General features: G+C 43.3%; 15 protein-coding genes. 1 reads left to right on the forward strand and 14 read right to left on the reverse strand.

Going from position 1 to position 13,656, the window contains the following annotated elements; translation table 11 throughout:
* Positions 1–56: 56 nt before the first annotated feature.
* The 7 genes from murI to ACR65H_RS14855 all read right to left on the reverse strand — a co-directional run bounded on the left by murI (position 57) and on the right by ACR65H_RS14855 (position 5,603).
* Positions 57–809 carry a glutamate racemase gene (gene murI, locus ACR65H_RS14825; RefSeq protein ID WP_440501265.1) on the reverse strand — a complete coding sequence of 251 codons (753 nt, stop codon included), beginning with the start codon at positions 807–809 and terminating at the stop codon, positions 57–59.
* A complete protein-coding gene (locus tag ACR65H_RS14830) occupies positions 806–1,246 on the reverse strand; it encodes a MarR family winged helix-turn-helix transcriptional regulator (protein ID WP_440501512.1) in 441 nt (146 codons plus the stop codon). The genes murI and ACR65H_RS14830 overlap by 4 nt, the downstream gene beginning before the upstream one ends.
* Before the next feature lie 193 nt (positions 1,247–1,439).
* Positions 1,440–1,652, reverse strand: a complete 213-nt coding sequence (locus ACR65H_RS14835) for a helix-turn-helix domain-containing protein (RefSeq protein ID WP_060204861.1) — start codon at positions 1,650–1,652, stop codon at positions 1,440–1,442.
* 87 nt (positions 1,653–1,739) lie between these two features.
* Positions 1,740–2,186 carry an acyl-CoA thioesterase gene (locus ACR65H_RS14840; protein ID WP_440501266.1) on the reverse strand — a complete coding sequence of 149 codons (447 nt, stop codon included), beginning with the start codon at positions 2,184–2,186 and terminating at the stop codon, positions 1,740–1,742.
* Between the two features lie 192 nt (positions 2,187–2,378).
* Positions 2,379–3,179, reverse strand: coding sequence for a succinate dehydrogenase iron-sulfur subunit (gene sdhB, locus ACR65H_RS14845; RefSeq protein WP_440501268.1), 801 nt, complete (start codon positions 3,177–3,179; stop codon positions 2,379–2,381).
* A 5-nt stretch (positions 3,180–3,184) separates the two neighbouring features.
* Entirely contained in the window at positions 3,185–4,939 is a 1,755-nt protein-coding gene (gene sdhA / locus ACR65H_RS14850) for a succinate dehydrogenase flavoprotein subunit (RefSeq protein WP_440501269.1), read from the reverse strand.
* A gap of 52 nt (positions 4,940–4,991) precedes the next feature.
* Positions 4,992–5,603 carry a succinate dehydrogenase cytochrome b558 subunit gene (locus ACR65H_RS14855; protein ID WP_440501270.1) on the reverse strand — a complete coding sequence of 204 codons (612 nt, stop codon included), beginning with the start codon at positions 5,601–5,603 and terminating at the stop codon, positions 4,992–4,994.
* A gap of 218 nt (positions 5,604–5,821) precedes the next feature.
* On the opposite strand from ACR65H_RS14855, the gene ACR65H_RS14860 reads away from it, so the two are divergent.
* A complete protein-coding gene (locus tag ACR65H_RS14860) occupies positions 5,822–6,238 on the forward strand; it encodes a DUF2507 domain-containing protein (RefSeq protein ID WP_440501271.1) in 417 nt (138 codons plus the stop codon).
* A 93-nt stretch (positions 6,239–6,331) separates the two neighbouring features.
* Here ACR65H_RS14860 and uvrC read toward each other — a convergent pair whose 3' ends face one another.
* The 7 genes from uvrC to ACR65H_RS14895 form a co-directional block, all read right to left on the reverse strand.
* Positions 6,332–8,113, reverse strand: coding sequence for an excinuclease ABC subunit UvrC (gene uvrC / locus ACR65H_RS14865; protein WP_440501273.1), 1,782 nt, complete (start codon positions 8,111–8,113; stop codon positions 6,332–6,334).
* Positions 8,114–8,171: 58 nt separating this feature from the next.
* Positions 8,172–8,486 carry a thioredoxin gene (gene trxA, locus ACR65H_RS14870; protein WP_440501274.1) on the reverse strand — a complete coding sequence of 105 codons (315 nt, stop codon included), beginning with the start codon at positions 8,484–8,486 and terminating at the stop codon, positions 8,172–8,174.
* Between the two features lie 123 nt (positions 8,487–8,609).
* Positions 8,610–9,584, reverse strand: a complete 975-nt coding sequence (locus ACR65H_RS14875) for an electron transfer flavoprotein subunit alpha/FixB family protein (protein ID WP_440501276.1) — start codon at positions 9,582–9,584, stop codon at positions 8,610–8,612.
* A gap of 43 nt (positions 9,585–9,627) precedes the next feature.
* Positions 9,628–10,401 (reverse strand): electron transfer flavoprotein subunit beta/FixA family protein, encoded by a 774-nt coding sequence (locus tag ACR65H_RS14880; RefSeq protein WP_440501277.1) that lies wholly within the window; start codon positions 10,399–10,401, stop codon positions 9,628–9,630.
* A gap of 22 nt (positions 10,402–10,423) precedes the next feature.
* On the reverse strand, positions 10,424–11,197 hold the full coding sequence (locus ACR65H_RS14885; RefSeq protein WP_440501278.1) for an enoyl-CoA hydratase: 774 nt from the start codon (positions 11,195–11,197) through the stop codon (positions 10,424–10,426).
* A 52-nt stretch (positions 11,198–11,249) separates the two neighbouring features.
* On the reverse strand, positions 11,250–11,831 hold the full coding sequence (gene fadR / locus ACR65H_RS14890) for a fatty acid metabolism transcriptional regulator FadR (RefSeq protein WP_440501280.1): 582 nt from the start codon (positions 11,829–11,831) through the stop codon (positions 11,250–11,252).
* A gap of 89 nt (positions 11,832–11,920) precedes the next feature.
* A complete protein-coding gene (locus tag ACR65H_RS14895; protein WP_440501281.1) occupies positions 11,921–13,618 on the reverse strand; it encodes a long-chain-fatty-acid--CoA ligase in 1,698 nt (565 codons plus the stop codon).
* Positions 13,619–13,656: the final 38 nt, after the last annotated feature.

A 13,656-nucleotide genomic window follows, 5' to 3' on the forward strand; every position in this document is an offset into this window, starting at 1 on the left:
CGTTGATGTATTAAGGTTCAATACCCGTTTTTCAACGTAAGGTGTTTTTATTTGTCTCATTTTCTTAGGTCAGTGCGTTTCCCAGTCGTATAAAATATCGGGTCTTTTCTTTCACCGGAGATATTAACCATGCTTAATCCAGTTAAGGTATTCTCCACATCACGCACCGTCTCATATGCCGATGATACAATTTTCACGCCAAACGGCAATTGTTCTTGAATGTGCTCATGCAAAACTGGGTAATGCGTGCAGCCTAAAATGGCCGTATCGAACTCCAAATGTGCAATCGGCTCCAAAGTCCTTTTAATAATTGGTTGAATGTCCGTTTGCTTATATGCCCCACTTTCAACAAGAGGAACAAACTCGGGACAGGCAAGCGGAATAACAACCGTATCTGATGAAATTGTAGAAATGGCGTTCTCATATGCCTTGCTTTTGACTGTGCCTATTGTACCTAATACAACAATTTTTCTGTTTGAAGATACAAGCGCAGCTGCCCTCGCACCCGGTTCAATTACACCTAAGACGGGGAAAGGAAACTGTTCACGTAACATATCCAGCGCCACCGCGGTAGCCGTATTGCATGCGACAACTAGCATTTTGATGCCCATTTTTGCAAGAGCAGAAGCCATTTCCAACGTAAATTCCTTTACTTCTTCAACTGAACGTGGTCCATATGGACAACGCGCATCATCGCCTATATAAATAATTGTTTCATTCGGTAAAAAATGTAATATTTCTTTTACGACGGTCAATCCGCCGACACCGGAATCAATGACTCCGATTGGTGCATTATTCGGGATCTTCAATCCTTGATCATCTCTTTGTGCAGTTTAGTCAACAATCGGGAAAACTCGTTTATTTCTACCTCTGAAAAATCCTCGAGAACTGCATTCAAATATTTCCGACGTTTGTCAATCACTTCTTCGATAATACGTTCACCTTCACCTAATAAGTGGATACGTACGACGCGGCGATCCTGTTCATCACGCACTCTTTTCACGAGTCTGTTGTTTTCCATGCGATCGACAAGATCTGTCGTCGTGCTGAACGCTAAATACATCTTATTCGACAAATCTCCAATTGTCATGTCGCCATGCTCGAACAACCATTGCAAGGCAATGAACTGTGGAGGTGTAATCGTATAATTGCTTAATATTTTTCGACCTTGTTGCTTAATGATCCCAGATATATATCGAAGTTCCTTTTCCATCCGAGCAATGTTCTCGGCACCGTCAAGACTCATTGCGTTATGTTCCGCCACATATACCAGCTCCCTGAAAACGAATACTGTCTACTTATTGTCACCTTTTTCATCATAGAACGCAACAGTTTTAAAAAGGATAATAAGTATATCATGTTTTTTCAGGGAACTGAGCATATACATATATATGACGGTTCATAACGAGTCAGCTATTCAAGGAACAACAATAGATTTGTTAATTCAGTTTCAGTTCCCCTAATCGCAACAATTCGACAATCGCTTGTGCCCTTCCGGATACTCCTAATTTCTGAATGGTATTCGAAATATGATTCCGGACGGTTTTTTCGCTAATGCCGAGCCGTCCTGCGATTTCTTTCGTCGTATGATCATCTACTAATAGATGAAAGATTTCTCGCTCCCTTGCTGTTAGCAAAGAACGGTTTTTCATTTCTCCTGTCAAGACGCGCCCCCTCCTATCCACGTTCACTTTACAATATGTGAAGATGGTTTAGGCTGTGCCGGCTCGTTCATCATTTTACAAGGAAAAACCGGATTTTTGATCGTCTTTCCAAGGAACAGATTTGCCTGTTGTCCTATCGATTTGGACAATCGTTCCCCTTCCCGTAAATGCTATTTCTCCCTTTGCATTTTTCCCCAAATAATGGATGTCGACGGAGCTATTGCCGACAGAGGCCGATTTTACATAAATCGACATTTGTTCATCGAAGAATACTTGTTTCATATAGTCACATTGCAGATCAGCGACGACAGGTATTGTCGTTCCATTCGGATTCAGCCAATCTTGCATATGACCGACGTGCTTTAGATATTCAATCCTAGCATATTCAAAATATGCGAAAGTGACTGTATTATTTAAATGACCATACATGTCCGTTTCTGAAAATCGTACGGTTACTGGTACTGAAAAAGTAAACTCCTCAATCCACTTTTCCATGTTTTCAATATAAGCAATCCTCAACATTCCCACTCCCCTTTTTAAAAATGAATGAACATTCATTCTTTTATTATAGCAAATATGTAGCAAACATCCAATATCACATCAGATTTCCAAAATATATGGCTTATTTCAGGCGAGGGATATCTTTATTGGAAAAAAGAACTGTCGCAAAAAGTCATTTTCGACTTTCTGGACAGTTCTTTCAAGAGATTATAATTAGTCAACCATATGGTCGCTTCCGAAGAAGTTTTTGAACATTTGTACTGTCGTTGCACGGTTCATTGCAGCGATGGAAGTTGTCAAAGGAATACCTTTTGGACATGCGACGACACAGTTTTGCGAGTTACCGCATTCGCCGATTCCTCCATCGGACATAATCGTTGCAAGACGTTCGTCTTTGTTCATTGCACCTGTTGGATGCGAGTTGAAAAGGCGGACTTGTGACAATAATGCTGGTCCGATGAAGTTCGTTTTGTCGTTCACGTTCGGGCAAGCTTCTAGGCATACACCGCACGTCATACATTTAGACAATTCGTAAGCCCATTGGCGTTTACGCTCCGGCATACGTGGACCTTCGCCCAAGTCGTAAGTGCCATCGATCGGAATCCAAGCTTTGATTCTTTTGAGTGAATCGAACATGAATTCACGGTCAACGATCAAGTCACGTACAACCGGGAACGTTCTCATCGGCTCAAGGCGGATCGGCTGTGTCAATTGATCGACTAAAGCCGTACAAGATTGGCGAGGACGTCCGTTGATCACCATTGAACATGCGCCGCACACTTCTTCGAGGCAGTTCATGTCCCAGTTGACTGGTGTCGTTTTCTTCCCGTCAGCATTCACCGGGTTACGACGGATTTCCATTAAAGCGGAAATGACGTTCATATTCGGTCTATATGGAATTTCAAAGCTTTCCATATACGGTTTTGAATCAGGTGTATCTTGTCGCTGAATTTCAAATTTGACCGTTTTACCTGCAGTTGGCTGTTCAAGGACAGCAGTTGTTTGCTCAGTCACTTATGTCAATCTCCTTTCTTCGCTGAATAGTCACGTTTACGCGGCGGAATCAAGGATACATCCACTTCTTCATAAGAAAGGATCGGCGCAGATTTTCCATCGAACTCTGCGATTGTCGTTTTCAAGAAGTTTTCGTCGTCACGATTCGGGAACTCTGGTTTGTAATGCGCACCGCGGCTCTCATTACGATTCAATGCTCCCAATGTGATGACACGTGCCAAGTATAGCATGTTTTTCAACTGGCGAGTGAATGTCGCACCTTGGTTGGACCATTGTTGTGTGTCCACGATATTGATGTTTTCGTAACGCTCAAGAAGCTCTTGAAGCTTGTAATCCGTTTCTTGTAATTTATCGTTGTAACGAACAACCGTTACGTTATCCGTCATGATCTCTCCAAGTTCTCTATGAAGCATGTATGCATTTTCATTGCCATCCATCTTCAACGTTGCGTCCCATTTTTGCTGTTCGTCTTTCACAGCTGCATCAAATAGTGTTGAAGGAAGCTCGTCTGCAGAGCGTTTTACACCACGCATATACTTGACCGCTTCCGGACCTGCAACCATACCTCCATAGATGGCAGATAGCAAGGAGTTCGCTCCTAGGCGGTTCGCACCGTGCTGGGAGTAATCACATTCACCAGCTGCAAACAGTCCTGGGATGCTTGTATGCTGTTCGTAATCGACCCAAAGTCCGCCCATTGAATAGTGGACTGCAGGGAAGATTTTCATCGGCAATTTACGTGGATCGTCGCCAGTGAACTTCTCGTAGATCTCAATGATGCCGCCAAGTTTTACGTCAAGCTCATGCGGATCTTTATGAGAAAGGTCAAGGTATACCATATTTTCCCCGTTAATACCCAATTTCTGATTAACGCAGACATCAAAAATTTCACGTGTCGCAATGTCACGTGGTACTAAGTTACCGTAATCAGGGTATTTTTCCTCTAGGAAGTACCAAGGCTTACCGTCTTTATATGTCCAAATACGACCGCCTTCACCACGAGCAGATTCACTCATGAGACGAAGTTTGTCATCTCCAGGGATGGCAGTCGGGTGAATTTGAATAAATTCCCCATTCGCATATTTAGCCCCTTGTTGATAAACTATCGAAGCTGCGGAACCTGTATTGATTACTGAGTTTGTTGATTTACCGAAAATGATTCCGGGGCCGCCAGTCGCCATTATGACCGCGTCAGCAGGGAATGCTTTAATTTCCATAGACTGCATATTTTGCGCTTTGATGCCTCGGCAAATTCCTTCATCATCCATAATGATTCCAAGGAATTCCCAATGCTCGTACTTCTGAACAAGACCCGCCACTTCATGACGACGAACTTGCTCATCCAATGCATATAGAAGTTGTTGGCCAGTAGTTGCGCCAGCAAAAGCTGTACGGTGATGTAACGTACCGCCAAAACGACGGAAATCCAATAATCCTTCAGGTGTACGGTTGAACATGACACCCATCCGGTCCATCAAGTGGATGATCCCTGGTGCTGCCTCAGCCATAGCTTTGACTGGAGGTTGGTTCGCAAGGAAGTCTCCTCCATATACAGTGTCATCAAAGTGGATTGCTGGAGAGTCTCCCTCACCTTTTGTATTCACTGCGCCGTTAATGCCGCCTTGGGCACAAACGGAGTGGGAGCGTTTTACCGGAACGAGTGAGAACAGGTCAACCCCGACCCCTTCTTCCGCAGCTTTGATAGTTGCCATCAAGCCGGCAAGTCCGCCACCGACGACAATCAATCTGCCTTTTGCCATTATTGTTTCACTCCTCATTTTTTTACATGTTCTGTAATTTATCTACGATCAATTAGACAACAAATGCCAATAGGGCTTGAATGCCAATTACCGATAGTACTAAGAAAGCTAGTATTGTAATGTATGAAACAATTTTTTGTGAGTTTGGTGATTGTGCAAACCCCCAAGTAACTGCAAATGACCAAAGGCCGTTTGCCAAGTGGAAAGTTGCCGCAATAACACCAGCAATGTAAAACACGAGCATAAATGGACTAGACAAAATGTTCGCCATCATGTCGAAGTTCACTTCAGTGCCCAAAGCTTTTTGGATTCTTGTCTCCCAAATATGCCACGCAATGAAGATAACAAGAAAAACACCCGTAATCCTTTGCAATAAGAACATCCAGTTGCGGAAAGTTCCGTAGCGCTGAACATTGTTTTTCGCAGTGAAAGCTATGTACACACCGTAAAACGCATGGAACATCAGTGGAATATAGATCACAAACCATTCCAAGAAAAGAACGAATGGCAAGTTCCCCATAAAGTTAGATGCGTTATTGAATGCCTCTTCACCGCGAGTTGCAAAATGGTTAATAACCAAGTGTTGAGTCAGGAACAACCCAACCGGAATAATTCCGAGCAATGAATGCAGTCGGCGCAAGTAAAAATCTGATTCTCTCGACAAGTCTTTACCCTCCCTTATTTAAGAGATATGTCCGAAATGCGTCGTCACTGTTTGTACAAATGAAGGACGTTGACGGCATGCCTCTTAATGGTACAATATGATAACATGTTCATTGTACTCCTCACTTTTGAGGAGGTCAAGGTGATGTGAGCTTTTTACAGGTCGCTGTCAAAAAGTTCAATCCGCAAACCGATTCTCCCGAAAGGACTGTATAATCGTTGGATAAACAAACATATGAAACTCCGACACGATTAGGATATGAAATCATAAAAGACCATGTGCTCCCGAACATTCTAGGTAAACATGAAGATGAAATCCTCTATTGGTCCGGGAAAGACGTGGCAAGGAAGTTCCCAATCTTCTCAATCGACGAACTTCCCGATTTCTTTCAGGAAGCCGGCTGGGGTCCACTTATCGCCTACGAGGGCAAATCTGCGAAGGACGAGGCAATGTTCATTCTTGAGCAATGCGACGCAACTTTGTTAGAAAAAAGATCTTACCAGCTAGAAGCCGGTTTCATCGCTGAACAGTTCCAAATACTGAATGGCTATTTGACTGAATGCTATGGTGAAAAATTCCCGAAAGAAAAACAAGTCCGTTTTCTTGTGAAATGGGATTTGAAAACAAACGTATAATAGCAATTTGCTAAAATCTCTCTTTCAAAAGAAAAATAATCTAGAGGATTCCTAGAAGAGAAGAAGGGCTCATCGACATTCGATATGAGCCCTTTATTTTTTATCTTCCTTGAAATATTCCATCACGGTCTCCGCAACCTTAATCGGAAGGCCTGCCTCGTTCAATTCGGCTGCAGTTGCTTCCCGAATTTTCTTTATGGAACCGAAATGCTTTAATAATTGCTGTTTCCGCTTCGGTCCGACTCCAGGCAAACCATCCAAAACAGATGTCAATGAATTCGAATCTCTGCGTTGTCGATGGAACGTAATGACGAAGCGGTGCACTTCATCTTGTATCCGTTGCAGTAAATAAAATGCCTCGCTCGTCCGTTTCAACGGCACGACCTCTACCGGATTTCCGTACAGCAATTGAGCCGTCTGATGCTTGTCATCCTTCGCAAGTCCCGCAATCGGGATAGATAAGCCAAGCTCATCCTCAATGATTTCACGCGCAACTTCCATCTGACCTTTCCCACCATCAATAATAATCAAGTCAGGCAGCGGCAGCTGATCTCTTAATACGCGGACATATCGTCTGCGGATCACTTCGCGCATAGCCCCATAATCGTCATGTGCTGCCGCAGTCCTCGTTTTATATTTCCTATAGTCTTTTCGGTTCGGTTTTCCATCAACGAAAGAAACCATCGCAGATACCGGATCGACACCGCCCGTGTGGGAGTTATCAAACGCTTCGATTCGCAGTGGAGTAGAAATCCTCATCGCCTCTCCAAGATCTTCACAAGCCCCGATGGTCCTCTGCTCCTGACGATCAATGAGCTGGAATTTTTCACGCAATGAAATTTGAGCATTTTTATTCGATAATTTCACGAGATCTTTTTTCTTGCCTCTTTGAGGGATGAATACATTCACATTCAATAGTTGTTGAACGATTTCCAAATCGATTCCTTCTGGCAGTAAAATTTCTTTAGGCAGAAGATGGCCGCTCTTTCCGTAAAATTGACCGATGAATGTTAGCAGCTCTTCTTCTGGATCTTGATATAAAGGAAATATGGAAACATCCCTTTCAATCAATTTGCCTTGGCGTACAAAAAATACTTGGACACACATCCATCCCTTTTCAACTGCATACCCGAAAACGTCACGGTCTGTGAAGTCGTTCATCATCATTGTTTGCTTCTCCATGACCGCTTCGATATTAGCAATTTGGTCCCGATATTCCTTTGCCCGTTCGAATTCAAGATTTTCAGCAGCCGCCGCCATCTTTTCCGTTAGCTCTTTTTTCACGCTTTTATATCCGCCATTCAGGAAGCGGCTTATATCGTCCACCATTTCTTTATATGTTTCTTGCTTTATTTCATGCACACAAGGGGCTAAGCATTGACCCAAATGGTAATAAAGACAAACGCGGTCCGGCAACTGATGGCATTTCCGGTAAGGATACAAACGGTCTAGCAGCTTTTTCGTTTCGTGTGCCGCTGTAGCATTCGGATAGGGCCCAAAATATTTCCCCTTATCCTTTTTAAGTTGCCTCGTCACAATCAGTTTAGGATGCCGTTCAGAAGTTATTTTTAAGTAGGGGTACGTTTTGTCATCTTTCAGCATGATATTGTACTTAGGGTCATGCTGTTTGATGAGGTTTAATTCCAATATGAGCGCTTCAATATCAGATGTAGTGATGATATATTCAAAGTCCTCGATTTCTCCGACGAGTCGCTGTGTTTTGGCGTCATGGGATCCGGTAAAATAGCTGCGGACCCTGTTTTTCAATATTTTTGCTTTACCGACATAAATGATGGTGCCTTGACGGTCTTTCATTAAGTAACAACCAGGCAAGTCCGGCAGCAAGGATAGTTTATGCTCTATTTTTTCATTCATCTTCTTCACCTACCAAAAAACCGGGTTCCTCTAAAGGTTCCCGGTTTCAAGTAATCCATTACGCGTGTTTTTCGATCAGTTCTGCAAGTTGTTCTTTCGGTTGGAAACCGACAACTTTGTCGACAATTTCTCCGTCTTTGAAGAGGACAAGTGTCGGGATTGACATGATGCCGAATTCTCCAGCAGTCGCTTGGTTCTCATCGACGTCAACTTTGACGATTTTGGCTTTGCCGTTTAGGTCACCGTCAAGCTCTTCCAATACAGGAGCGATCATTTTACAAGGTCCACACCATGTTGCCCAGAAGTCAACAAGCACGAGGCCGTCTTTTGTTTGTTCTTTAAAGTCTTGGTCAGTTGCATGTGTAATAGCCATTTATTCTTTTCCTCCTTTAGTAAATCCAACTATGATTGCATTATAGCATGTCAAATATAGACGGGCGAAACATCTGCTTCAATTAGGAGAAAGGCTCCCGCTTCCGCAGGAGCCTTTTGCTTATTAATTCATTTTGATTTTCTTGATTTCTTCGATCATCATCGGGATGACTTCGAACAAGTCTCCGACGATGCCGTAGTCTGCTACTTTAAAAATGTTTGCTTCTGGATCTTTGTTGATAGCAACAATTACTTTTGAGTTCGACATTCCAGCCATATGCTGGATTGCGCCTGAAATTCCCGCTGCAATGTATAGATCTGGAGTTACTACTTTGCCTGTTTGACCGATTTGCAACGAATAGTCGCAATAATCCGCATCACATGCTCCGCGAGATGCGCCGACTGCACCGCCGAGTAATTGAGCCAATTCTTCCAGAGGTGCAAAACCTTCAGCACTTTTCACACCGCGGCCGCCAGCGACGACAACTTTCGCCTCTGATAGATCAACGCCTTCCGTCGACTTGCGGACGACTTCGCTAATGACGGAGCGTAAGTTCGTGATGTCAACAGAGACGGAAGAAACGTCACCGGAACGGTTTTCGTCTTTTACAAGCGGCTCAATATTGTTCGGACGAACTGTGAAGAATAGAAGACCTTCTTTAATTTTCACTTTTTCAAATGCTTTACCGGAATAGATCGGACGGACGAATACCGCGTCATCGCCTTCTCCTTCGATTGATGTCACATCGGAAATTAAACCTGAAGCTAGTTTACTAGCAATCTTCGGAGATAGATCTTTCCCTAATGAAGTATGACCGAACACGATTGCGTCTGGTTTCTCTTGCTCATAGACAGCCATGAATGCTTGGCCGAATCCGTCTGATGTATAATGTTTCAAATGCGGATGCTCCACAGTGATGACACGATCCGCACCGTATTTGATCATCTCTTCCCCTAATGTTTGAACTGAGTCGCCGAATAGCAAGCCGACGATTTCCCCGCCGTCTGCTACTGTTTTCGCAGCTGCTATTGCTTCGAATGAAACGTTACGCAATGCCCCTTCACGAGCTTCACCAAGTACTACTACTTTTTTAGACATATAGAGTCCCTCCCATTACAATATGAATACACTATGAATTCAATCAAAGCACTTTGGATTCTTTATTAAGAAGTTCAACGAGCTCTTTTACCTGATCGGCCAAGTCTCCTTCTAGGATGCGACCTGCAGCTTTTTGAGGCGGAAGATAGATTTCAATTGTTTCTGTCTTAGCTTCCACATCATCTTCATCAAGGTCCAAATCATCCAATTCCAGTTCTTCAAGCGGTTTTTTCTTTGCTTTCATGATGCCTGGCAAAGATGGATAGCGAGGCTCATTTAATCCTTGTTGTGCTGTGACCAATAATGGCAGGGACGTTTCAATCGTTTCAGAATCCCCTTCAACGTCACGAACGATTTTGACTGAAGTGCCGTCGATTTCAAGGTTTGTAATCGTTGTCACATAATTGATTCCTAATAATTCCGCAACACGTGGCCCGACCTGTCCGGAGCCTCCGTCGATTGCGACATTCCCCGCGAGGATCAAATCCGCATTTTTGTCTTTTAAGTATTCCGCGATGATTTTCGCAGCAGTAAACTCGTCCATCTCATCCAAGTCGTCCTCGGTATTGATCAGAACAGCTTTGTCCGCTCCCATTGCCAATGCAGTACGAAGCTGCTTTTCAGCTTCTTCATCGCCGATTGTGATGACTGTTACTTCACCGCCATGTTCGTCTCGTACTTGGATTGCTTCTTCGATTGCGTATTCGTCATAAGGATTGATAATGAATTCAGCGCCGTCTTCAGCGATTTTACCGTTTGTAACAGCGATTTTCTCCTCAGTGTCAAATGTACGTTTCACCAATGCATAAATGTTCATATTGCAAACCTCCCTGGCTTATTTAATTCCCTTTGAATTGTGGTTCCCTTTTTTCAATGAAAGCTTGGATTCCTTCTTTTGCATCTTCAGAGACAAAAACCTCGCCGAATGAACCGGCCTCCGCCTTCACCCCTTCGTAGAACGAATCTGTTTTCGTATATTGAAGCATACGAAGTGCAGCTTTCATGGCAATCGGACTTTTCTTCGCAATCTTCTTTGCCATTTCCATCGTTTTCGGAAGCAGTTCCTCATCCGGGAAAGCATGATTGGCTAGTCCCCATCGTACCGCTTCTTCCCCAGTGATCGGCTCGCTCGTTAATAACATTTCCGCTGCCTTCGCCACACCTACATATCTTGGCAAACGTTGAGTTCCGGCAAATCCTGGAATCAGCCCTAATTGCAATTCAGGCAACCCGAGTTTAGCTTTTTCGGTGACAACCCGAATATGACATCCCATTGCCAACTCCAATCCACCGCCAAGTGCAGCGCCATGAATGGCGGCAATGATCGGCTTCTTAAAGCTTTCCATTCGTTCAAAAACGTCCTGCCCTGCAGAGGAAAGCTGAGAAAACTGTTCGCCGGACGTCACTGTAGTGAATTCCTTAATATCGGCCCCTGCCGAAAAGAATTTGCCTTCACCGTGAAGTACGATAACCCGGACAGAATCATCATTTTCCACTTCGTCCAATACTTTATCAATCTCTTGAATAAGACTGCTAGATAAAGCATTAGCCGGCGGTCTGTTGATTGCGACAGTCGCCACTCCATCTTCAACATGGATTTTCAAAAACTCCATTCTTCCCCACCCTTTCCGAAATGCACTATTCTGCATCATGAAAAATCGAGATTTAAGCTTTCATTCCGTTTAAAATTAAGCGATGGACTTCTGGTGCCAATTTCATTAAATCATACTTTTGATCATTCATTACCCATGATGTGATTGTTTCGTCGATTGTTCCAAATACCATTTGACGGGCCAACCGAATATCAATCCGCTCGTCAAACTCACCTTTTTCGATTCCTTCCTTTAGGATGGTATCGAGCAAAGTCAAGTACTCCTTCAATACTTCATTGATTCTATACCGAAGTTCTTTGTTTGATTGCCGTAGTTCCAACTGGGTTACAATGGCTAGGTGGCGATCACCATTGAGCAAACTGAAATGGTTTTCAATCATCTTGGCGAGCATTTCTGTAGCAGAGATTTCTTTCTTCAAAATCTCTTTCACATTGTCTACAAAGACGCCCATCTTCTCACGAAAAACGGAAATAAGGATATCCTCTTTATTTTTGAAATAAAGATAGATCGTTCCGTCTGCAACGCCAGCTTCCTTGGCAATCTTGGAGACCTGCGCCTGATGGTAACCGTTTTCAGCAATGACGATGACGGCAGCATCAATTATTTGTTTATATTTAGGTTTATCACGTTTCATTTATTCACCACCAAAAAGAAGAAAATATGAATGATGGTTCATTCATATTTTCATATTAATCGTTTATTCGGTTATCGTCAAGTCTTTCGTCAGGAAGTTTGTAATTCCTGCTCCATCTTCTTTTTCTCCTCATCTATGAGTGCGCGTCGTAAAATTTTACCGACTGCAGTTTTCGGCAGTTCTTTCCTAAATTCATATTTACGCGGTACTTTGAAGGAAGCCAAATGTTCACGGCAATACGCATTTAATTCTTCCTCTGTCACCGATTTCCCTTCTTTTAAAACAATGTATGCCTTTACCGTCTCACCACGGTAAGGATCTGGGACTCCAGCGACTACACATTCTTGGATTGCATCATGCTCATACAGCACTTCTTCGATTTCACGTGGATAAATATTGAAACCGCTCGCAATGATCATATCCTTTTTCCTATCTACAACATAGAAATGACCTTCATCATCCATATAACCTAAATCTCCGGTTAACAGCCATCCATCGCGGAACGTTTCGGCGGTCTCTTCCGGTCTGTTCCAATAGCCCTTCATCACTTGAGGGCCTTTTACAGCTATTTCCCCGACTTCCCCATTCGGTAGGGGATCTGTTGATTCAGGACCTAAAATGCACGCATCCGTATCTGGCCACGGAACACCAATCGACCCTTTTACACGTCTTTCCTCCCATATGAAATTCGCAATGGCGACTGGAGAGGTTTCTGTCAGACCATACCCTTCCACAAGCTTTCCGCCGGTAACCTTTTCAAATTTCTCCTGCAATTCGACTGGCAAAGCAGCAGATCCACTTATACAAGCTTTTATTGAAGAAAGGTCGTACTTCGAAAGCTCTGGATGATTCAACAAGCCAATATAGATTGTCGGTGCACCAGGGAAGAGCGTCGGTTTCTGTTTATCGATTGCTTTGAGCGCAGTATCGAAGTCAAACTTAGGGATTAACACCATTTTATTGCCTGACATTACGGATAAGATAAGAACGGTCGTCATGCCATACACATGGAAGAACGGTAAAATTCCCATGACAATCTCTTTGCCATCTTCGCATTTATAGAGCCATGCATTGCACATTTGCGCGTTGCTGATCAGATTGGAGTGTGTGAGCATGACACCTTTCGGAGGTCCTGTAGTCCCTCCTGTATATTGAAGCAACGCAACATCTTCATCAAAATTAAATTCATATGAAATCGGATCAGGTTTTGCTATCTTCATAATTTCCGTGAAAAGATGGTTCATACCCCTATGTTCCACCTTCACGATAATTCCGTGCTCTCTTTTCTGGATGAATGGATAGATAAGATTTTTAGGGAACGGCAAATAGTCTTTAATCCCCGTTATGATGACATGCTCCAACTCTGTTTCCTTAATGATTTTCGTAATGCGTCCAAAAAGAATGTCAAGTGAAATGATTACCTTTGCCCCGGAATCCACCATCTGATAGGACAATTCCCTTTCTGTATAAAGTGGATTCGTCTGAACGACTATCCCTCCAACATAAAGGATGCCATAGTAAGCGATTGCGCTTTGAGGACAGTTCGGAAGCATAATTGCAACGCGGTCCCCCTTTTCAACACCTAGCGATCGCAAATAGTTGGCAAATTTCAATGCAGATTCATGGAATTCTTTATAACTTATATCCTTGCCCATGAAATGCATTGCCGTCTTTTCAGGAAACTTATTCCCCGATCTCGTTAAGAATTCTTGAAGCGGAATCCGATCATAATCGATCGTTTTCGGTATTTCTGGCGGATACATATCCAGCCATGGCCTTCCTGTCATTGTAACGCCCCCTTTTCCATTACAATACTTAGAAAATT

This window comes from Sporosarcina sp. SAFN-015, from assembly GCF_059415085.1.

Excerpts from the sequence above, each read along its gene's own strand:
- ACR65H_RS14830 (WP_440501512.1), bottom strand. The coding sequence starts at position 1,246 with ATGAGTCTTGACGGTGCCGAGAACATTGCTCGGATGGAAAAGGAACTT.
- ACR65H_RS14835 (WP_060204861.1), bottom strand. The coding sequence starts at position 1,652 with ATGAAAAACCGTTCTTTGCTAACAGCAAGGGAGCGAGAAATCTTTCAT.
- ACR65H_RS14840 (WP_440501266.1), bottom strand. The coding sequence starts at position 2,186 with ATGTTGAGGATTGCTTATATTGAAAACATGGAAAAGTGGATTGAGGAG.
- sdhA (WP_440501269.1), bottom strand. The coding sequence starts at position 4,939 with ATGGCAAAAGGCAGATTGATTGTCGTCGGTGGCGGACTTGCCGGCTTG.
- uvrC (WP_440501273.1), bottom strand. The coding sequence starts at position 8,113 with ATGAATGAAAAAATAGAGCATAAACTATCCTTGCTGCCGGACTTGCCT.
- trxA (WP_440501274.1), bottom strand. The coding sequence starts at position 8,486 with ATGGCTATTACACATGCAACTGACCAAGACTTTAAAGAACAAACAAAA.
- ACR65H_RS14875 (WP_440501276.1), bottom strand. The coding sequence starts at position 9,584 with ATGTCTAAAAAAGTAGTAGTACTTGGTGAAGCTCGTGAAGGGGCATTG.
- ACR65H_RS14880 (WP_440501277.1), bottom strand. The coding sequence starts at position 10,401 with ATGAACATTTATGCATTGGTGAAACGTACATTTGACACTGAGGAGAAA.
- ACR65H_RS14885 (WP_440501278.1), bottom strand. The coding sequence starts at position 11,197 with ATGGAGTTTTTGAAAATCCATGTTGAAGATGGAGTGGCGACTGTCGCA.
- fadR (WP_440501280.1), bottom strand. The coding sequence starts at position 11,831 with ATGAAACGTGATAAACCTAAATATAAACAAATAATTGATGCTGCCGTC.
- ACR65H_RS14895 (WP_440501281.1), bottom strand. The coding sequence starts at position 13,618 with ATGACAGGAAGGCCATGGCTGGATATGTATCCGCCAGAAATACCGAAA.